The following is a 20,796-nucleotide window of genomic DNA, read 5'->3' as shown; positions in this document are numbered from 1 at the left end:
TTGTGCCTCTTTTAGTCTGCTGAGCCGACGACGGGCGTCAGCGGTAAACGTTGGTCGAGCAGTTTGAACAGCTGAGAGTCAGCCGGCCAATTGCGCAAAAAACGGGCGCGATCGCGGGCATAGGCCCTGGCGAAACTGCGCGCGCTGCAATGTTGTTGCATGGCGTCGAGGTCGATCAGCGACCAGCACGCCTGGCGGTCATCCCAGAACAGGTTGTGCCCCTTGAAATCACCGTGGCTGATGCGTTCGCGCAGCAGGGCGGCGAAAAGGCGATCAAGCGCCAACAGGTCACTTTCCGGGGGCGATCCGTCGTGGAACGCCTGAAAACGCGCGATTATATCCTGCCCGCCGCAGTATTCGGTAATCAGGTAGGCACGCCCGCGCAACCAGCACCAGCGCCGCTCTAGTACGGCCAGTGGCTGTGGCGTGGCGATGCCCAACAGCTGCAGGCGGTTGCCCTCGACCCAGCTATGCCAGGCGCGGCTAGGGCGCCAGAAGCGCTTGAGCCAATGCGCCAGGTTCTTCACGTTATAGCGCTTGATCACCAGCGGTAGGCCTTGCAGCTGCACTTGTGCCACGGTCGCGGCACCACCGGTTTTGTAGATATGGCCCTGTTCGGTGAGCTGATCCAGATTACTCAACAGCGGCTGCAGCTCAGCCTGCTTGTCGCGGCGAACCACCTGAAGGCCGAACGCACCGACTTTTGCGGCGAACAGGCTGCAATCACGGGCGATTTTCTTCAAATAATCGCGCAAACGCCATTGGCGAACTTTTTCCACTTCTTTGAGCAACGCTTCCAGCGGCAAGGCATGTTCGCCGTTCGTCAGCAGGTAATGCACCAGCAGTTCTTCGATAAACGGCGTCAATTCGGCGGGCAGCTGGGCGAAGAACACCCCAAGATTTTCCAGCACCTTGGCGCGCGACAGCGGTTTACCTGCCGTCTCAACCTGCACACCGCCGCCGTCGATAACAAACAGCTGGCCGTTGTGCCGCAACAGGTTGTCCAGATGCAGATCCGCCTGCCACAACCCTTTGAGGTGCATTTGCGCGATGCTGACCAACGCCTCAGCCAGCACCGACTGCTGATCGGCACTCAGCAGCGGCTGATGTTCCACCGCGCGCCAGGCCTCCCACAGGCTTTCAGCACCGTGCAGGTACTCGAACAGCAGCCAGCCGCCCTCACCGTCACGCAGCCCATCCGCCAACAGCTGCGGCGTATTCAGCTCTTGTTCCACGAGCAGAAGAGCACCGTCACGCTCGCGCTGAAAATGTCGCGCAGCCTTGTTTCCCACCAGCAGCTTGGCCAGCACTGGCCGGCCGCACCATTCGGCCTGGGCGACATAGCGCTGCCCGGGCAATACGCGCAGCAGCCTTTGCAGAATCAGTTCAGCCGAGCCAACTACATCGGCCAACTCGATAGCCAGCGGCAACTCTGGCGCGCGCCCAGCCTGACTGAGACCCGCCAAATTCATCGCCGCGCCTCCTTGTTCCGCCGGCGCGCACCTAGGCGCTCACTCCAGCGGCCAAGATCCGCCGTCTCGCCCAGATAGGCCCCCAGCAGCACGCCGATGTCCTCATCACTCCACACACTGGCGCGCCGTAACAACGGCTCCAGATCCTTTACTCGATCGCGCTCACCAAACAGCAGCGGGCGGGTCTTTTCCAGATCAATCAGCTGTGCATCGAAGCCAGCCACCGTCTCGCGCAGGAAAATATGCTTGGGATAAAAGCAGCCGTGCATCTGCCCGGCCTGATGCAGACGCCGAACCAGCTCACCACAGGCTTTGAGAATTACCGCACGACGCGCCTCGTCGAGCGCAGCCCAGCCGGGCAACCAGGCTTCCAGATCCTGCCAACCATCCAGGGCGCGGGTCAGCAGCACTGCGCGCTGTTCACCAGGCAATTTACGCGCGGCAAAAAATGCTGCCTGCAATGCAGGAATCCCTAACGCCGCATAACGCTGAATATTGCGAAACTCGCGAGCAAAGGTTGGCTCACCAAAAGGATGACGCAGGGTTCGGGTCAGGTGATTGCTCTGACGCTTGAGGTAGAACGCCGCATCGCCCAGTTCGAGCCGGTAGACGCTGCTCCAGCCGCCACGCTCCGTATTGGGCTCATCAACGGCTTCCAACTGCAGCGCCCATAGCGCCTCAAAGCTGGCCAAACCATGCTGCTCTAACAGGGCACGATCCTGCGCCGCAGTAAAGTCGCTCATTCCCTGCCCTCAAAAAATCTCACGATCTGTCGCACCTGACGCTTACCCGCCTCGTCTAGCCGCTCGCACTGACGGTATTGCAGATAAAAGCGTAACCGCTGACTGCGCGAAAGCACCTTGCTGGCAACCTTATCCAGGCAGGCCAAGTCCTTAACCATGCGATAACGGAGAAACGGCCCCCACCAAAAAGCGCCGGTCGGGCAATCAATCAGAAACAGCTCGGCACGCTGATTGACCAACAGATTGCGCCACTTCAAATCGTTATGGGCAAAGTGGTGGCGGTGCAACGTGCGGGTAGCATGCGCCAATTGCCCACTGATTGCCGCCACCCAGCGCGAGTCCTGAAAGCGAGGATCCTTGCGCTTGGCCATATGGGCCATATCCAGGGTGTTTTCCAGCTCACGGGTGATCAACGCACCGCGCACAAAAGCCCCCAAACGCCGCTCCAGGCCATACGCGACGATCGGTGCAGTGGCAATACCCCACTTGGCGAAGTTCTTCAGGTTCTGCCACTCGGCCTTGACCCGTGGCCTGCCGATAAAGCGACGCAGCCCCTTACCACCGCCCCAGTAGCGTTTGACGTAATAACGCACGCCTCCGCGCTCAACCAGGATCACCTCGGACAGCGGATCTGAGGTCAAGCGACGCCCCTGCAATGCGAACACTGCCTCCAGCGAGCCGAAATCAGCACTCAAGGCCGTATAGCCAGAGGTCAAATTCCAACCAGACATCAGCGCGCCTGCTTCTGCGGCAAAGCTGTGTTGACAGCGGTATAGCTCCCCAGAGCCTCAACAATCCGGCCGACAGGTACAAATGGCCGCCAGATATAGTCGCCATTCAACCATTTGAAGCGGAACCGCGGCGCCAACACCATGCCGTGCGCATTAAACCCGGGGCGCCAGACAAAGCTTTCGTAGCGGCGCGCGATGGTAAAGGTACGCAAACCCATCATCGAACCGAGGTGACCGCCACCCGAGTCGTTGGCAATAACCGCTGCCGCGCCCGCCATATGGGCCATCAGCCCTCGAATATCGGCGAAGCTAAACACCGGAAAGCCCGCAAAACAGGCCTTCAGCTCCTCAACCTCGCTCGGCAGTCCAATAAACTCGATCTGCCAGCCACGCACGCATAACCGTCGCGCCAACCGCAGGAAACCACTCATTGAGTAGTTCTTTTTGCTGTGCGGCGATGTGGGAAAAATCAACAAGCGGTTGCCAGGCTCGCGCTGCAGGCTAGGGCAGACCATCGCCAGAGAGCTCACGACCGGTATGCCATATACCGTTTCCACATAACGGTCGATCCACTCGCGCATCGACAGGCCGGCACGCGACTCCAGACAGAACGGCATACTGGCCGAGGTGAAGCTCTGCCCGGCTACCGTCACGCCGCGCCCTTCCAGAGGAATATCCCGGGGCAGCTTCTTCGCCGTGACATAGGCGATATTGCTCAACTGCAGACAACGCTCGCGCTCGACTGAATCCATTTTCGCCAGATGGCTGAAATAGGCGATCACCAGATCGCACTCATCCGCCATGGCGCGCAGACTCATCGGTTCCTGAGGCTCAATCTGCAGCCAGGTGAAAAACTCCCGGGCAGGAAACAGCGTATTTGAGAGGAAGCGCACCCGTGCACCCGCCTTATGGAACTGCCACGCCAGGTGCAGATACAGGGTCACATCGCCCAATGCCTTAGGCGGCAATACTGCAACGGTCAAACCCTGAAACTTCATCACGCAGCCCCTTCAAACCCATTCGATACAAAAAGCAATCCGCCTGTTATCACTTACAGTGCATCCCCATAACGCTGCTTGCGCGCATACAGCTTGTCCGCCTTGCGTTCCAGCCAAACCAACAGCGTCCGCTCGGCGCTGAGCGTATGGCGCAGCGGTTTCAGGCCTTTCAGTGCAGCAAAGTAAGCACGCAAAAAACGCAGTTTATCGCGCCGAGTCAAACCAACATCCAGCGCCGAAAAGTACAGCGCGGCCAGGTCCTTGTTGCGCCAGCGCAAGGGCAGCTGATTGCGCACCTGGGCGCGGTGCAGGTCGATCACGGACAGGCGGAAATCGTCCGCAGTGACTGGTTTGTCGGTGTGCAGCAGGAAGTGGCAGATGTAGCAGTCACGATGATTGACCCCAGCACGGTGCATGCTGCCGACCATGTTCGCCACTTCTTGGATCAGTGCCCACTTGAGGCGCGGCTCGGGCGGTTGCTGCGCCCAGTTCAGGCTCAGCTGTTCGAGGTCGGTGGTCGGTGCCAGCTCCTCGGTGACGATAAAGGAATGCTGCGCGGCCGGGTTGCTGCCACGTTCGCCGTAGGCCACGGCGGTCATGGTCGCCACACCGACTTCAGTCAGACGCTGAATGGCCTGCCACTCCTGGCGCGCACCGAGCACCGGCAGCTTGGCGGTGAGCAGATTCTTGACGATTTCGCCCCAACCGATACCGCGATGGATCTTGACGAAGTAACCACGCCCATCGACTTCGGTGCGCAGCGTGCGACGACCTTCCAGCTCGCGGTACACCTGCCCCCGCAGCGCCTCGACAGCAGCAAAAGCATCGCGTCCGGCCCACAGGCTCTTAAAGGGTTCAGCCAGTACCAACTTCATGGACGCGCCGCCAGGATGATGTCGGCCGCGTGCTGCGGCATGGAATACAGGTCAGCGCTGTCGGCATAGGCCAGACCATTGCGTGACCAGAAGGCGCGGCGCTGCTCGTCGGCCAGCATATCGGCGAGCAGATGGTTGAGCCGCTCCTGCTCGAACGGACTGGCCAGCACCCGCCCGGCATCGGCCTCGGCAATGTAGTGGGCATAGCCGCACACATCGGTCACCAGCACCGGCAAGCCAGAAACCAACGCTTCCAGCAGCACGGTGCCGGTGTTTTCGTTGTAGGCCGGGTGGATCAGCAGATCAGCACCCAGCAGGAAACGCGGAATATCGCTGCGCCCCTTGAGAATCTGCACCTGATCAGACACGCCCAGTGCCTTGGCCTGCAGCTGGAACGAACGCGGATCGTCCTGACCAATGGCGATCAGGCGGGTGCGTTGTTTCAGCTCGCGCGGCAGGGCGGCCAGGGCCTTGAGACTGCGATCCAGGCCCTTGGTCTTGAAGCCGGAGCCGATCTGCACCAGCAGCAGGTCGCTATCCGCCAGTTTGAATTCGGCGCGGAAATCGGCACGAATTTCCGCGGCATTGGCGGGCGCGCGGCGGTCTGCGGCGATACCCGGCGGCAGCAGGTGAAAGCGCTGCAACGGGGTGTGGTAATGCTTGATAAACAGCGGCTGCTGCACTTCGGAGATCATCAGAATCTCGGTCTTCGACTCGGGGGCAAATACCGCCCGCTCGTAATCGGCAAAGTGCTTGTAGCGTCCCCAGCGTTTGTAGATCGGCGCGCGCAAGGTTTGCGCCTTGTCCTCATAGCAACCATCGGCGGCGTAATAGACATCCAAGCCCGGCATCTTGTTAAAGCCGATCAACCGATCCACCGGGCGCTTGGCCAGGTCAGCCTTGACCCAGGCGGTGAGCTTTTCATTGCGCTTATGGTTGAACAGCGCCTTCACCGGCACCACCACCACCTCGAAACCTGCCGGCACTTCACCTTCCCAGATCGGCGTGTAGACGCGGATGGCATGACCGCGCGCCTGGCACTCCAGAGCAATGCGCATAAAGTCGCGCTGCAGGCCGCCGAACGGGAAGTATTTGTAGAGGATAAACGCGAGCTGCATCAGACAACGTCCTCGGCCAGCAACAGGGCCTGCAATTGTGTGGCGACACGCTCGGCATCCAGGCCATCGAAGCAAGGCTTGTGGCGATCACCCGAGCCGGCATTCGGCCCGGTGGCGCACAGATGCACCTGACCACGCCCATAGGCACCGACGCGCCCCGGCAGGGTCGGGCCGTACAGGGAAATACTTGGCACATCCAGCGCAGCGGCCAAGTGGCCGAGTCCCGTGTCCACCGCCACGCAGGCGCTGGCGCCAGCGATCACTTTCGCCACACCTGCAATGTTCAGTTTGGGCAGCACCGCTGCATTTTCAATGCCGGCGGCAATTCGCTCGGCACGGGCTTTCTCAGCCTCATTGCCCCAGGGCAGGCGCACCGCCCAGCCCTGCGCACTCATCTGCTCGGCCAGCGCACGCCAATCGGCTTCCGGCCAATGCTTGCTTGCCCAGGTGGTGCCGTGCAGAAACAGCAAGTAAGGCTGCGGCGCCTCATCGGCCAGCAGCGCACGGTTCAGGCCGTAGTCGCCAACACCTGCAGGCAGCGCATAGCCCAGCGCCTGGGCGAATAGCTGGCGAGTGCGCTCAAGGGCGTGCTGTTCGCGCGGCACGGCATAGCGGCGATCATAGAAGCGGCTGGCCAGCGGCTCGCGCGCAGAGTCACGATCCAGCCCGGCAATCGGCGCTTTGACGTAACGGGTCAGCCAGGCACTTTTCAGCAGCCCCTGGGCATCAATCACCAGGTCGTACCTGGTTTCACCAAGCCGCTGCTTAAAGCGCTTCCACTCACCGCTCTTGAAGGTCTGCCAGAGGTGCTTGCGCCAGCGGCGAATGGCCACCGGAATCACCTGCGCCACAGCTGGGTGCCAGGCGGGAATCTCGGCAAAGCCCTCTTCCACCACCCAGTCGAACTGAATGCCGGGAATGGCGCGCGCCGCATCGGTCAGCGCTGGCAAGGTGTGCACCACATCACCCAACGAAGAGGTCTTGATCAACAGAACCCGCAAGCTATTCAACCTCAACCGGGTCGCTGACCAGGCGATCCAGCGCCTCAATCACCGGGCGCGGCTTGAGCTGGCCCAGGCAGTTGTAATGACCGAAACGGCAGGTGCGATCGAAGCACGGGCTGCATTCCAGGCCCAGGCGGACGATTTCCACCTGCTCGGCCAGCGGCGGGGTAAAACCCGGCGAAGTCGAGCCGTAAACCGCCACCAGCGGGCGATTCAGTGCAGCCGCCACATGCATCAGGCCGGAGTCGTTGGACACCACGGCGCCCGCGCAGGACAGCAGGTCGATGGCTTCAGCCAGGCTGGTTTCGCCAGCCAGATTCACCGCCTCCTCGCGCAGACCCGGAATCAGCCGACTGCGAATATCTTCGCCGACCGGGTGATCGTTCTTCGAGCCAAAAATCCATACCTGCCAGCCGGCGCGGATCTTCAGCTCGGCCACCTTGGCGTAATGCTCGCTCGGCCAGCGCTTGGCCTCACCGAACTCAGCCCCTGGGCACAGCGCCAGCACCGGGCGATCCAGGCTCAGGCCGAACTTGGTCAAGGCGGCGTCACGGCTCTGCGCATCGATCTGCAAGGCGGGGCGTGGATAAGGTTGCGGCAGCGCGGCGCCGGGCTCGAAGGCCAGCGCCATAAAGCGCTCGATCATCAGCGGGTAGCGCTCTTTATCCAGGGTGCGGATATCGTTGAGCAAGCCATAGCGCAGCTCTCCCTTCCAGCCGGTGCGCTTGGGGATACCGGCGAAAAACGGCACCAGTGCGGACTTCAGCGAGTTGGGCAGGAGAATCGCCTGATCGTACTGGCCGGCCAGGGACTTGCCGATCGTGCGCCGCGTGGCCAGTTCCAGCACGCCATGGCCGAGCGGAAAGCTCAGGGCCTGACGCACTTCGGGCATGCGCTCGAGAATCGGCCGGCTCCACTCGGGGGCCAGCACATCGATTGCGCAACCGGGTTGACGCTGTTGCAGGCACTGGAACAGCGTCTGCGCCATCACCATGTCACCCACCCAGCTGGGGCCAACGATCAGTATTTTCATGCCGATTCCAGAAACGACCGGGGAGGCTTATCAGACTGCTTAGAAGCTACTGCGCTCGGCGGGGCTGCGTTAAAAACTGACTCGCTTGCTCATTGACTAGAGTCAACTCCGCCACTCGCCAGTTTTTGCCTTGCCTCGCCGTCGCTCGCAACGCTTCCAAACAGCCTGATGGCCTCCCTCGCTTTACCTAATTTAGGCCTTATTTAACCAGCGTACGCCATTCGGCATGGGCATCGGTCTTACCGGTGACCAGATCGAAATAAGCAGTTTGCAGCTTCTCGGTGATCGGGCCACGACGGCCTGCACCGATCTGCCGGCCATCGACTTCACGAATCGGCGTGACTTCGGCGGCGGTGCCAGTGAAGAAGGCTTCGTCGGCGATATACACCTCATCGCGGGTGATGCGCTTCTCGACCACTTCCAAACCATGCTCGGCGGCCAGGGTCAGAATGGTGTTACGGGTGATGCCATTGAGGCAGGAGGTCACTTCCGGGGTGTAGATCACGCCATTCTTGACCAGGAAGATGTTCTCGCCCGAGCCTTCGGCCACGTAGCCTTCCGGGTCCAGCAATAGCGCTTCGTCGGCGCCGCCGGAGATGGCTTCCTGCAGGGCCAGCATCGAGTTGATGTAGTTGCCGTTGGCCTTGGCGCGGGTCATCGAGATGTTCACGTGGTGACGGGTGAAGGAGCTGGTGCGCACCTTGATCCCGACCTGCAGGGCTTCGTCGCCCATATAGGCACCCCAGCTCCAGGCGGCAACGATCACCTGGGTTTTCAGGCCACTGGCGCGCAGGCCCATGGCTTCAGATCCGTAGAACACCATTGGGCGAATATAGGCGCTTTCCAGGTTGTTCTCGCGCACGGCGGCGCGGGTGGCTTCATTGATTTCGTCTTTGCTGAACGGAATTTTCATGCCCATGATGTGGGCCGAGTCGAACAGGCGGTCGGTGTGCGCTTGCAGGCGGAAGATCGCCGTGCCTTGCGGGGTGTTGTAGGCACGCACGCCTTCGAACACACCCATGCCGTAGTGCAGGGTATGGGTCAGCACGTGGGTGGTCGCGTTGCGCCACGGCACCAGCTCGCCGTCATACCAGATCACGCCATCACGATCGGCCATCGACATAGTTGCCTGCTCCTCAGATTCGATTGGTACAGCACTGACCGGTCACCCTAGGTAACCAGCCGCTTATTAAATTCAGCTCAGCCTGCGTCAGCTCAAGCCCAGTTCCTGCCAAATGCGCATCACCGTGCGCCGCTCATCGGCAAACTGCTCACCGCTGACCACCCCAGGCTGCTTTTGCAGGGCCTGCCGGTGCGCTGCACTGCGGTAGGCCTTGTAGATATCCTGCAGCAAGCGAGCATCTTCGCCCGGTAGCAAGCCAACCCGCTCCAGCCCTTCCAGAATGCGAATATTGTCAGTGAACTCAAGCAATTCCGGGTACTGGCGCGACCAGGCCAGGGCCGCGTATTGCACCATAAATTCAATATCGACGATACCTCCGGCGTCCTGCTTGAGGTCGAACGGCGCGGTGGCCTCAAAGGCATTCGCTGCGGTGCCGGCCGCCGTGGCCTTGCTGCCGAGGTTGTCGCGCATCTTCGCGCGCATCTCGCTGACTTCAGTACGCAGGGTGGCCAGGTCGCGCTCACGCCCCAACACCCCGGCGCGCACCGCCTCGAAGGCCTTGCCGACCCGCGCACACCCCACCAGCACCCGCGCCCGCACCAGGGCCTGGTGTTCCCAGGTCCAGGCTTCGCCCTGCTGATAACGCTCGAACGCACCCAGGGAGCTGACCAGCAGGCCCGCCGCGCCGGAAGGCCGCAGGCGCATATCCACCTCGTAGAGCTGGCCGGAGTTGGTCTGGGTGGTCAGCAGGTGAATGATGCGTTGGCCCAGGCGATTGAAGAACTGCGCGCCGTCGATGGATTTTTCACCATCGGTTTCCGCATGCGGGTCGCCGTCGTGGATAAACACCAGGTCGAGATCCGAGCCGTGGCCCAGCTCGATGCCACCGACCTTGCCGTAGCCAACGATGACGAAATCCGGATCGCAGACGCTGCCGTCAGCGCGGCGCGGCGCGCCATAGCGGCTCACCGTATGGCGCCAGGCCAGGGCCAGCACTTGGTCGAGAATCGCCTCGGCCAACCAGGTCAGGTAATCGGACACTTTCATCAGCGGCAGGGTGCCGGCGATTTCCGAGGCAGCCACGCGCAGCCGGTGCGCCAGCTTGAAGTGACGCAGCGCCTCCATCTGCTGCTCCAGATCCTCCTCGGGAATGCGCATCAGCCGCTCACGCAGCTCGGCGGCCAGCTCCGGCGCCAACGGCGGCTTGAACAGTCGACCTTCGTTGAGCAGCTCATCGAGCAACAGCGGGAAGCGAGTGATCTGCTCGGCAATCCACGGACTGGCCGCGCACAGGGTCAACAGGCGCTGCAAGGCACTGGGGTTCTCGGTTAGCAGCACCAGATAGGCCGAGCGCCGCGCCACGGCCTCGACCAACGGCAGCACGCGTTCCAGCACCAGGTCCGGGTTGGCATGCTCCACTGCTTGCGCCAGCAACCGCGGAATAAAGGCATCCAGGCGTTCGCGACCGAGGCGCTGCATGGCGCGTACCTGATTGCCGTTGCGCAGCCCCGCCAGGCGCTGCCAGGCCGACTGTGGCTCGGCGAAGCCGGCTTCGGCTAGCTGTCGGCACGCAGCTTCTTCGTCTTGCACGTCCTCCCAGAGCGGCAGCCACTCGCAACCCACCACCTCTTCGACCGCTTCCCCCTCTTCTTCATCAGGGTCGGCGATCACCTGACGGAAGTGCCAGTCCACCCGACCGCGCCAGTGCATCAACTGCTCGTGGAACGCCGACCAGCTGTCGAAGCCCATAATAAAGGCCACCCGCGCGCGGTCCTGCTCGCTGTCCGGAAGCATCTGCGTCTGCCGGTCATCAATGGCCTGCAACGCGTGCTCGGCATAGCGCAGAAAGGCGTAACCGTCGCGCAGCTCATCGGTCACCGCCGCCGGCAGGTAGCCCTGATCACGCAGGGTATTGAGCACCGCGAACAGCGAACGCTGCTGCAGGCTGAGGTCGCGACCGCCGTGAATCAGCTGGAAGGCCTGGGCGATAAACTCCACCTCGCGGATGCCGCCGGCGCCCAGCTTGATGTTCTCGGCCATGCCTTTGCGCCTTACTTCCTGCTGAATCAGCTGCTTCATCGCGCGCAGCGCTTCGATCGCCGAGAAGTCCAGATAGCGCCGATAGACAAACGGCCGCAGCATTTCCAGCAGCTGCGCGCCAGCGACCTGATCACCGCCAACTACACGCGCCTTGATCATCGCGTAGCGTTCCCAGTCACGCCCCTGGTCCTGGTAGTACTGCTCCAGCGCGTTAAAGCTGAACACCAGCGCACCGCTTGAACCGTAGGGACGCAAGCGCATATCGGTGCGAAAGACGAAACCATCGACGGTGATCGCATCCAGCGCCTTGATCAGTTTCTGCCCCAGGCGGATAAAGAATTCCTGATTATCCAGCGCCCGCTTCACCCCTTCGGTTTCGCCACCTTCGGGGTAACCGAAGATCAGGTCGATGTCCGACGACAGGTTCAGCTCATGAGCGCCCAGCTTGCCCATGCCAAGGATGACCATGTGCTGCGCCTGGCCGCTGCGCCGGCCAATGGGTGTGCCGAACTGCGCGCAATGGCGGGGATAGAGCCACTGATACGCCAGGTCGATACAGGCATCGGCCAGATCGGAAAGGTCGCGACAGGTTTCAATCAGGTCGGCCTGGCGGCTGATATCGCGCCAGATAATCCGTAGCTGCTGGCGGTTGCGGTAACGTCGTAAACGCCGCGCCAGCTCATCCTCATCAGCACACTCAACCAAGGCCTGAGCCAGCTGACCACGCAGCTCGCCGGACGCCAGGCTGCGCTCCAACTCACCCGAGGCGGCCAGATCCAGCAGCATCTGCGGGTCACGCAACCCCTGCTGCAGAACAAACTCACTGGCTGCCCCAACTCGCCGCAGGGCCTCGAAACGCTCTGCTGGCCACGTGGCAAAGGCCGTCGCCGCCTCGCTGGACAACCCCGCGAAGGCCTGTTGCAAGGACTGTTCAGCGCGTACCGCGAGGGGGGACAAGGCAGCCGGCAAAGAGGCCAGCATGGGCAGGCTCATGGTCTATCCTTTTTAGCGTTCTGCCCGCTGACCATCGCTGGACGGCAAACGCCCGCGCTAGAGGCGGTCGAATCGCGAGCAGAAAAATAATTGTAGTTTTACTACCAAAGATTGTATCCAAAAGGCTGATTTCGGCATCAGAATGTAGTAAAACTACACATAGCCGGTCCTACCCCCGGTCAATCCAAGAATTCACGCGGCCACTCACGAAGTCGGCCACGAAACCTGGCCTCCGATTCTGGAAGCCTTTCCGCCCTGGAGCAAGCCATGCAAGACCTCGATCCCGTCGAAACCCAGGAATGGCTGGACGCCCTTGAGTCCGTCCTCGATAACGAGGGTGAAGACCGCGCACATTATCTGATGACCCGTATGGGCGAGCTGGCCACCCGCAGTGGTTCACAGCTGCCGTATGCGATCACCACGCCCTACCGCAACACCATCCCGCTGACCCACGAAGCACGCATGCCTGGCGACCTGTTTATGGAACGCCGCATTCGCTCGCTGGTGCGCTGGAACGCCTTGGCCATGGTGATGCGTACCAATCTGAAAGACTCGGATCTGGGCGGCCACATCTCCAGCTTCGCCTCCTCGGCAACGCTGTATGACATCGGTTTCAACTACTTTTTCCAGGCCCCGACCGAAGAGCATGGCGGCGACCTGATCTTCTTCCAGGGCCATGCCTCGCCGGGCGTTTACGCCCGTGCCTTTATGGAAGGCCGCATCAGCGAAGACCAGATGAACAACTTCCGCCAGGAAGTCGATGGCAAGGGTCTGTCGTCCTACCCGCACCCGTGGCTGATGCCGGACTTCTGGCAGTTCCCGACTGTGTCCATGGGCCTGGGCCCGATTCAGGCGATCTACCAGGCACGCTTTATGAAGTACCTGGAAGCGCGCGGCTTCATCCCGGCCGGCAAGCAGAAGGTCTGGTGCTTTATGGGTGACGGCGAGTGTGACGAGCCGGAATCCCTCGGCGCGATTGCCCTGGCTGGCCGCGAAAAACTGGACAACCTGATCTTCGTCATCAACTGCAACCTGCAGCGCCTCGACGGCCCGGTGCGTGGTAACGGCAAGATCATCCAGGAACTCGAAGGCGTGTTCCGTGGCGGTGGCTGGAACGTCAACAAGGTGGTCTGGGGCCGTTTCTGGGACCCACTGCTGGCCAAGGACGTCGACGGCATCCTGCAGCGCCGCATGGACGAAGTCATCGACGGCGAATACCAGAACTACAAGGCCAAGGACGGCGCGTTCGTCCGTGAGCACTTCTTCAACTCGCCGGAACTCAAGGCGATGGTGGCCGATCTGTCCGATGACGAGATCTGGAAGCTCAACCGTGGCGGCCACGACCCGTACAAGGTCTATGCGGCCTACCACCAGGCGGTCAACCACAAAGAGCAACCGACCGTGATCCTGGCCAAGACCGTCAAGGGTTATGGCACCGGTGCCGGCGAAGCGAAAAACACCGCGCACAACACCAAAAAGGTCGACGTTGAAAGCCTCAAGCAGTTCCGCGACCGCTTCGACATCCCGGTCAAGGACGAGGAGCTGGAAAACCTGCCGTTCCTCAAGCCGGCAGAAGGCAGTGCCGAAGCCCGTTACCTGAGCGAGCGCCGCGCCGCACTCGGCGGTTTCGTACCGCAGCGCCGCGCCAAGAGCTTCAGCATCCCGACGCCGCCGCTGGAAACCCTCAAGGCGATCCTCGATGGCTCCGGCGACCGTGAAATTTCCACCACCATGGCCTTCGTGCGCATCCTCGCGCAGCTGGTCAAGGACAAGGACATCGGCCAGCGCATCGTCCCGATCATCCCGGACGAAGCGCGTACCTTCGGTATGGAAGGCATGTTCCGCCAGCTCGGCATCTACTCCTCGGTCGGCCAGCTCTACGAGCCAGTCGATAAAGACCAGGTGATGTTCTACCGCGAGGACAAGAAAGGTCAGATCCTCGAGGAAGGCATCAACGAAGCCGGCGCCATGTCGTCGTTCATCGCTGCCGGTACCTCGTATAGCTGCCACAACCAGCCGATGCTGCCGTTCTACATTTTCTACTCGATGTTCGGCTTCCAGCGCATTGGCGACCTGGCCTGGGCCGCTGGCGACAGCCGCACCCGTGGTTTCCTGATCGGCGGTACCGCCGGTCGTACCACGCTGAACGGTGAAGGCCTGCAGCACGAGGACGGTCACAGCCACCTGATGGCGGCCACCATCCCCAACTGCCGCACCTATGATCCGACCTACGGCTACGAGCTGGCGGTGATCATTCAGGACGGCATGAAGAAGATGACCGAAGAGCAACAGGACGTCTTCTACTACATCACCGTGATGAACGAGTCCTACCAGCAACCGGCCATTCCGGCGGGCGCCGAGGAAGGCATCATCAAGGGCATGTACCTGCTCGAAGAGGACAAGAAGGAAGCCGCGCACCATGTGCAGCTCCTCGGTTCCGGCACCATCCTGCGTGAAGTGCGCGAGGCGGCGAAGATCCTGCGTGATGAGTTCAATGTCGCGGCAGACGTATGGAGCGTCACCAGCTTCAACGAACTGCGCCGCGACGGTCTGGCCGTGGAACGCAGCAACCGCCTGCACCCGGGCCAGAAGCCCAAGCAAACCTACGTGGAAGAGTGCCTGAGCGGTCGCAAAGGCCCGGTTATCGCCTCCACCGACTACATGAAGCTGTTCGCCGAGCAGATTCGTCAGTGGGTGCCGAGCAAGGAATTCAAAGTCCTGGGCACCGACGGCTTCGGCCGCAGCGACAGCCGCAAGAAGCTGCGCGACTTCTTTGAAGTTGACCGCAACTGGGTGGTGCTGGCCGCTCTGGAAGCGCTCGCCGACCGTGGTGATATCGAACCGAAGGTGGTGGCCGAAGCCATCGTCAAGTTCGGCATCAACCCGGAAAAACTCAACCCACTGGACTGCTAAGGAGCGAAACGATGAGTGAATTGATTCGCGTACCCGACATCGGTGGTGGTGAGGGTGAAGTCATCGAACTGATGGTCAAGGTCGGTGATCGTATCGAAGCCGACCAGAGCGTGCTGACCCTGGAATCGGACAAGGCCAGCATGGAAATTCCCGCGCCGAAAGCCGGCGTGGTGAAAAGCCTGAAAGTGAAACTGGGCGACCGCCTGAAAGAAGGCGACGAACTGTTTGAGCTGGAAGCCGAAGGCGCTGCCCAAGTAGCACCCGCGGCGCCTGCTGCAGCACCGGCAGAAGCACCTAAAGCAGCAGCGCCTGCTCCAGTTGCCGCACCTGCGCCAGCCGCACAGGCCAGCAGCAGTGTGCAGGACGTGCATGTGCCGGACATCGGCTCGGACGGCAAAGCCAAGGTCATCGAAATCCTGATCAAGGTCGGTGATACGGTCGAAGCCGATCAGTCGCTGATCACCCTGGAGTCGGACAAGGCCAGCATGGAAATTCCCTCGCCGGCTGCCGGCGTGGTGGAAAGCATCAGCGTCAAACTGGAAGACGAAGTCGGCACCGGTGACTTTATCCTCAAGTTGAAAGTAGCCGGCGCCGCTGCAGCTCCCGCTGCCGCAGCGCCAGCACCGGCCGCTACGCCCGCCAGCGATGTGCACAAAGTGCCAGAAGGCGCACACCCGGCAGTTGCCGCTGAAGTCAGCGCCATTGCCTCGCTGGCAGCCGCTGCCGCCAGCGTTACTGCCGCGCCCAAGCGTGACGGTGCCAAGGTGCATGCGGGCCCGGCTGTACGCCTGCTGGCGCGCGAGTTCGGTGTCGAGCTGTCCGCCGTACCGGGCACTGGGCCGAAAGGCCGCGTGCTCAAAGAGGACGTACAGGCGTACGTCAAGGCGATGATGCAGAAGGCCAAGGAAGCACCGGCCGCCGGTGCAACCGGTGGTGCAGGCATCCCGCCGATCCCGGCGGTGGACTTCAGCAAGTTTGGTGAAATCGAAGAAGTGGCGATGACCCGCCTGATGCAGGTCGGCGCCAGCAACCTGCATCGCAGCTGGCTCAACGTGCCACACGTGACTCAGTTCGATTCGGCCGACATCACCGAGCTGGAAGCCTTCCGCGTTGCGCAGAAAGCCGTGGCGGAAAAGGCCGGGGTCAAACTCACTGTACTGCCGCTGCTGCTCAAGGCCTGCGCCTTCCTGCTCAAGGAACTGCCGGACTTCAATAGCTCACTGGCACCAAGTGGCAAGGCGATCATCCGCAAGAAATACGTGCACATCGGCTTTGCCGTGGACACCCCGGATGGCCTGCTGGTCCCGGTGATCAGGAACGTCGATCAGAAGAGCCTGCTGCAACTGGCTGCCGAAGCTGCCGCACTGGCGGAGAGGGCGCGCACCAAGAAGCTGTCGGCCGATGACATGCAGGGCGCCTGCTTCACCATCTCCAGCCTCGGCCACATTGGCGGCACCGGCTTCACGCCGATCGTCAACGCGCCGGAAGTGGCGATTCTTGGGGTCAGCAAGGCGACCATCCAACCGGTCTGGGACGGTAAAGCCTTCCAGCCCAAGCTGATGCTGCCGCTGTCGCTGTCTTACGATCACCGGGTGATCAACGGTGCCGCTGCGGCGCGCTTCACCAAACGCCTGGGTGATGTGCTGGCGGACATCCGCACTATGCTGCTGTAACGCGTCAACTTTCGAGCAGCCACGCTCGTATCCTCGACCCCGCCCCTTTCGGCGGGGTTTTTTTTGAGTACGCGTCAGATGAACAACAGGCGATCAGCCCTTTTGCAGATTGCGGATCAGAAAGCTCAGGGCCTTGGCCAGTTCGGCCGCGCCCTTGTGGTCACGCACGATGGTCAGCATTGGGCTGCCGTCGTTGGGGTTGTGCAGCACGCAGCTGATACCGCTGCTTGGGCACTCGTAACGCACGAAAGGGTCGACGCCAAACAACGGGACACGCTGGTTGCGCACGGCAATGTCGGTACCCTGCTGACCACGGGTTTCCTCACGCAGCAGCAACTCACCGGCCTCGCCCTGACGCAGCTGATAAAGCAGGTCCTGGCGCTGCGCCTGACCGACCTGATAGGCGGCGCGCAAGGCATAGGTTTTCAGCAGATCATTGCAGTGGGCAAACAGCGCCTGGCGCTCATCCTGGGTCAGGTAAAGGCGCTTGAGTTCAAGCAGGTAATTACTCTGCTCGGCACTGCTCAAGCCGCCCTCGGGCTCAGCGGCAAACAGCGGAGCCGTGACCATACAGCTGCTCAGCAACACGGCGGTTATTAGTTTTCTTGTCAGTCGCAATTGCATGATGCACCCTTACTCGACGCGATAAATGAAGTGAGTCGATTGCCGCTTCAATCAGCATACTGGAAGCCAGCCACCGAATGAAAAGCCATCCCGATGCCGCAAGTCGTTTAGCGGCCGAGGTTGTGACGCAGTTGCCAGTGCCTTCGCGCCTCGGCCTACTGCGTTTCGAGCGCTTGAATGAAGCCAGCTGGACCCTGCTGTACCTCGATTCAGGCTGTGAGCAACAGTTCGGTCTACCAGCCAATCAGCTCTGCTCCCTGCTCGACGCGCCCTACGCCAGCCTGATGGAACCCAGTGCGCGCTACGCGCTGCACGATGCCATCCAGCAACAGGTCGCCCAACAGCGCCACTACTGCGTGCAGTACCGCCTGCACAGCCCGCGCGGCAGCCTCAACCTGATGGAGCTGGGCGAGAGCTTCAAACAGCATGGTCGCCAGTTGCTGCGCGGCTACCTCTTGGTGCTGGACGAGCCGGAAACAGCTGCCGACCAGGCGCCCGCCCTCTACCCGCGCACCCAGGCCGAACTGCAGGAACAGCAACAGCGCTCGCAGGCCCAGCAACAGCTGATCGTGTCTCTCGCCCGTCGCCATTACAGCGACAGCAACCCACTGCGCGAAGCCGCCGAGCTGATAAGCAAAAGCGCCTGTGAACTGTATGGCGTTAACCGCGTGGGCATCTGGAATATCGATGGCCACATGCTGCATTCAGTCGCGCTGTACCAGAGCGACCTGGGCCGGCATGTCGAACAGGCTGTTATCGACGCCAGCGCCTACCCGGCCTATCTGCAGGCGCTGCACAGTGGCCGCTCGCTGGATGCGCACAACGCGCACCTCGACCCGCGCACCCGCGAACTGGCGAGCAGCTACCTGGAGCCCATGGGTATCACCTCCATGCTTGATGCCAGCATCCGCATCGAAGGCGAGGTGGTGGGTGTGCTGTGCCTGGAACACACCGGCCTGCCACGCACCTGGCAGGCCGACGAAATTGCCTTCGCCGGCGAGCTGGCCGATCAGTACGCACAGGTGCTGACCAGCCAGCAGCGACGCTCGGCGACCAGCGCCCGCTACCTGTTCCAGCGCGCCGTTGAGCAGAGCTCCAGCGCGATCATCCTGCTCGACCGCGACGGCCAGGTGGAATACGTCAACCCCAGCTTTACCGCCATCACCCTGTACAGTTCCAGCGAAGTGCAAGGCCGCCGCCTGTCCGAAATCCCTGCACTGGAAAACCTCAGCGACCTGCTGTTCGACGCGCGCTCCAGCCTGGCCGAGCAGAACAGCTGGCAGGGTGAATTCAAAAGCCGGCGCAAGAACCTCGAGCCCTACTGGGGCCAGCTATCACTGTCCAAGGTGCACGCCGACGACGGCAGCCTGACTCACTACATCGGCATCTACGAAGACGTCACCGCCAGCAAGCAGGCGCAGCAGCACATCGAACGCCTGGCCTTCCGCGATAACCTCACCGGCCTGGGCAACCGCTATGCCTTTATCCGCTCGCTGGAAAGTCACTTCAACGAGCACCCAGGCAAACCGATCAGCCTGCTGCTGGTGGACATCGACAACTTCAAGCGGATCAACGACAGCCTCGGCCACCAGACCGGCGACAAACTGCTGGTCAGCCTGGCCCGCCGCCTGCGCAACACCCTGCCAGCCAGCAGCGTGCTGGCACGCTTTGCCAGCAATGAATTTGCCGTGCTGCTGGAAACCAACCAGGCCGACAGCCAGATGATCGCGCAGAAGCTGCTGCAGACCCTGGACAAGCCCTTGTTCGTCGACAACCAGTTGATCAACGTCACCGGCTCCATCGGCCTGGGCTGCGCGCCCCTGCATGGCAATGACCCGCAGACCCTGATGAAACACACCGGCCTGGCGCTGCACAAGGCCAAGGCCAACGGCAAAAACCAGTTGCAGGTGTTTACCGATGCGCTGAATGCCGAAGCGCATTACAAGCTGTTCGTCGAAAGCAACCTGCGCCGGGCGCTGATGCAGAACGAGCTGGAAGTGTTCTACCAACCCAAGCTGTGCCTCAAAAGCGGCCAGTTACTGGGTATGGAAGCGCTGCTGCGCTGGAACCACCCGGAAAAGGGCATGATCAGCCCGGACAAGTTCATCAGCGTGGCGGAAGAAACCGGCCTGATCATCCCCATCGGCAAATGGGTCACCCGTCAGGCCTGCCGCATGAGCAAGCAGCTGATTGCGGTCGGCCATGCGCCGTTGCAGATGGCCATCAACCTGTCACCCAAGCAGTTCTCCGACCCGGACCTGGTGGGCGAGATCGCCGCCATCCTCCACGAAGAACAGCTGGAGCCATCGCTGCTGGAACTGGAACTCACGGAAAGCCTGCTGCTCGAAGCCACCGGCGACACCCGCCAGCAACTCAGCCGCCTGAAGAGCCTGGGCCTGACCCTGGCCATGGACGACTTCGGCACCGGCTATTCGTCGCTCAGCTACCTGAAAAAATTCCCCATCGACGTGATCAAGATTGATCGCAGCTTTATCAAGGACATTCCTGAGAATCAGGACGACATGGAAATCACCTCGGCGGTGATCGCCATGGCTCACAACCTGAAGCTCAAGGTGGTGGCCGAGGGCATCGAAACCCTCGCTCAACTGACCTTCCTGCGCCGCCATCAATGCGATATCGGCCAGGGTTACCTGTTTGACCAACCGATTGCCGGGCGCGACCTGCTGGAGAAACTCAAGCGCTATCAACGGCGCTGAACCCACACCGGCTGTAACAAGCCCGCTCGATGATTGTCTATGCCTTACCGCCTGCTGCCGAGGTAACACCCCCATGGTTCTGCGCTCGCAAATTCTCGCCCACAAACTCGAACTGCCCACCGCCGAGCAAGCCCTGCCCGGCCGCGCCACCGCAATGGCCGTACCCAGCAGCCACTTCGTCAATGGCAACACCTTGCAAGCGCCCTTCCCAGAAGGCCTGCAACAGGCGGTATTTGCCCTGGGCTGTTTCTGGGGTGCCGAGCGACGCTTCTGGCAGCAGCCCGGGGTGTGGAGCACCGCCGTTGGTTATGCCGGCGGCCATACGCCCAACCCCACGTACGAGGAAACCTGCTCCGGGCTGACCGGCCACACCGAAGTGGTGCTGGTGGTGTTCGACCCGCAGCTCACCTCTTATGAAGCCCTGCTGAAAGTCTTCTGGGAAGCGCACAACCCGACCCAGGGCATGCGCCAGGGCAACGACATCGGCAGCCAGTACCGCTCGGCGATCTACTGCTATGACGCGGCGCAACTGGCCGCCGCCCAGGCCAGCCAGGCGCAGTTCCAGGCCGAGCTGGAAAAAGCCGGCTTTGGCCCGATTACCACCGAAGTGCGCGAAGCACCGCCGTTCTACTACGCTGAGGCCTACCACCAGCAGTATCTGGCGAAGAACCCCGGCGGCTATTGCGGCCTGGGCGGTACCGGGGTCTGCCTGCCAGGCTGAGCATATGCAGAGGAAGAT

The 20,796-nt window shown here is 61.7% G+C and carries 15 protein-coding genes; 4 read left to right on the top strand and 11 right to left on the bottom strand.

Annotation, left to right across the window (positions count from 1 at the left end):
* Nucleotides 1-11: 11 nt before the first annotated feature.
* From ACOCLD_RS05285 to glnE, 10 genes are all read right to left on the bottom strand, one after another.
* Nucleotides 12-1,472: a lipopolysaccharide kinase InaA family protein gene (locus ACOCLD_RS05285; protein ID WP_422911123.1), complete on the bottom strand. Its 1,461-nt coding sequence runs from the start codon at nt 1,470-1,472 to the stop codon at nt 12-14.
* The gene (locus ACOCLD_RS05280; protein ID WP_422911122.1) at nt 1,469-2,215 is read right to left on the bottom strand and encodes a lipopolysaccharide kinase InaA family protein; all 747 of its coding nucleotides are present in this window, start codon (nt 2,213-2,215) and stop codon (nt 1,469-1,471) included. The genes ACOCLD_RS05285 and ACOCLD_RS05280 overlap by 4 nt, the downstream gene beginning before the upstream one ends.
* Nucleotides 2,212-2,946: a lipopolysaccharide kinase InaA family protein gene (locus ACOCLD_RS05275; protein WP_422911121.1), complete on the bottom strand. Its 735-nt coding sequence runs from the start codon at nt 2,944-2,946 to the stop codon at nt 2,212-2,214. Before ACOCLD_RS05275 ends, ACOCLD_RS05280 begins: the two co-directional genes overlap by 4 nt.
* Nucleotides 2,946-3,944: a glycosyltransferase family 9 protein gene (locus tag ACOCLD_RS05270; protein WP_422911120.1), complete on the bottom strand. Its 999-nt coding sequence runs from the start codon at nt 3,942-3,944 to the stop codon at nt 2,946-2,948. The genes ACOCLD_RS05275 and ACOCLD_RS05270 overlap by 1 nt, the downstream gene beginning before the upstream one ends.
* Nucleotides 3,945-3,997: 53 nt before the next feature.
* Entirely contained in the window at nt 3,998-4,819 is an 822-nt protein-coding gene (gene rfaP / locus ACOCLD_RS05265; protein ID WP_422911119.1) for a lipopolysaccharide core heptose(I) kinase RfaP, read from the bottom strand.
* Nucleotides 4,816-5,937, bottom strand: coding sequence for a glycosyltransferase family 4 protein (locus tag ACOCLD_RS05260; protein WP_422911118.1), 1,122 nt, complete (start codon nt 5,935-5,937; stop codon nt 4,816-4,818). The genes rfaP and ACOCLD_RS05260 overlap by 4 nt, the downstream gene beginning before the upstream one ends.
* Nucleotides 5,937-6,938, bottom strand: coding sequence for a lipopolysaccharide heptosyltransferase I (gene waaC, locus ACOCLD_RS05255; RefSeq protein ID WP_422911117.1), 1,002 nt, complete (start codon nt 6,936-6,938; stop codon nt 5,937-5,939). Before waaC ends, ACOCLD_RS05260 begins: the two co-directional genes overlap by 1 nt.
* A 1-nt stretch (nt 6,939) precedes the next feature.
* Nucleotides 6,940-7,974, bottom strand: coding sequence for a lipopolysaccharide heptosyltransferase II (gene waaF, locus ACOCLD_RS05250; RefSeq protein ID WP_422911116.1), 1,035 nt, complete (start codon nt 7,972-7,974; stop codon nt 6,940-6,942).
* Nucleotides 7,975-8,173: 199 nt separating this feature from the next.
* Nucleotides 8,174-9,097: a branched-chain-amino-acid transaminase gene (ilvE, locus tag ACOCLD_RS05245; RefSeq protein ID WP_233683502.1), complete on the bottom strand. Its 924-nt coding sequence runs from the start codon at nt 9,095-9,097 to the stop codon at nt 8,174-8,176.
* An 87-nt stretch (nt 9,098-9,184) separates the two neighbouring features.
* Nucleotides 9,185-12,130: a bifunctional [glutamate--ammonia ligase]-adenylyl-L-tyrosine phosphorylase/[glutamate--ammonia-ligase] adenylyltransferase gene (glnE, locus tag ACOCLD_RS05240; protein WP_422911115.1), complete on the bottom strand. Its 2,946-nt coding sequence runs from the start codon at nt 12,128-12,130 to the stop codon at nt 9,185-9,187.
* 267 nt (nt 12,131-12,397) lie between these two features.
* Between glnE and aceE the strand changes: the two genes are divergently transcribed.
* Together aceE and aceF are read left to right on the top strand one after the other, a co-directional pair.
* Nucleotides 12,398-15,043 carry a pyruvate dehydrogenase (acetyl-transferring), homodimeric type gene (gene aceE, locus ACOCLD_RS05235; protein ID WP_422911114.1) on the top strand — a complete coding sequence of 882 codons (2,646 nt, stop codon included), beginning with the start codon at nt 12,398-12,400 and terminating at the stop codon, nt 15,041-15,043.
* Nucleotides 15,044-15,054: 11 nt separating this feature from the next.
* Entirely contained in the window at nt 15,055-16,716 is a 1,662-nt protein-coding gene (gene aceF, locus ACOCLD_RS05230) for a dihydrolipoyllysine-residue acetyltransferase (protein WP_422911113.1), read from the top strand.
* A gap of 93 nt (nt 16,717-16,809) precedes the next feature.
* On the opposite strand, the gene ACOCLD_RS05225 is transcribed toward aceF, so the two are convergent.
* A complete protein-coding gene (locus ACOCLD_RS05225) occupies nt 16,810-17,286 on the bottom strand; it encodes a hypothetical protein (protein ID WP_422911112.1) in 477 nt (158 codons plus the stop codon).
* 131 nt (nt 17,287-17,417) lie between these two features.
* Between ACOCLD_RS05225 and ACOCLD_RS05220 the strand changes: the two genes are divergently transcribed.
* Complete coding sequence (locus ACOCLD_RS05220; RefSeq protein WP_422911111.1) at nt 17,418-20,057, top strand: putative bifunctional diguanylate cyclase/phosphodiesterase; 2,640 nt, start codon at nt 17,418-17,420, stop codon at nt 20,055-20,057.
* Between the two features lie 73 nt (nt 20,058-20,130).
* On the top strand, nt 20,131-20,778 hold the full coding sequence (msrA, locus tag ACOCLD_RS05215; protein WP_422911110.1) for a peptide-methionine (S)-S-oxide reductase MsrA: 648 nt from the start codon (nt 20,131-20,133) through the stop codon (nt 20,776-20,778).
* Nucleotides 20,779-20,796: the final 18 nt, after the last annotated feature.

The organism is Pseudomonas cimarronensis, assembly GCF_049331905.1.
GTDB lineage: Bacteria > Pseudomonadota > Gammaproteobacteria > Pseudomonadales > Pseudomonadaceae > Aquipseudomonas.
The sequence above is the reverse complement of the archived record's forward strand: the minus strand, read 5'-3'. Positions and strand labels throughout refer to the sequence as shown.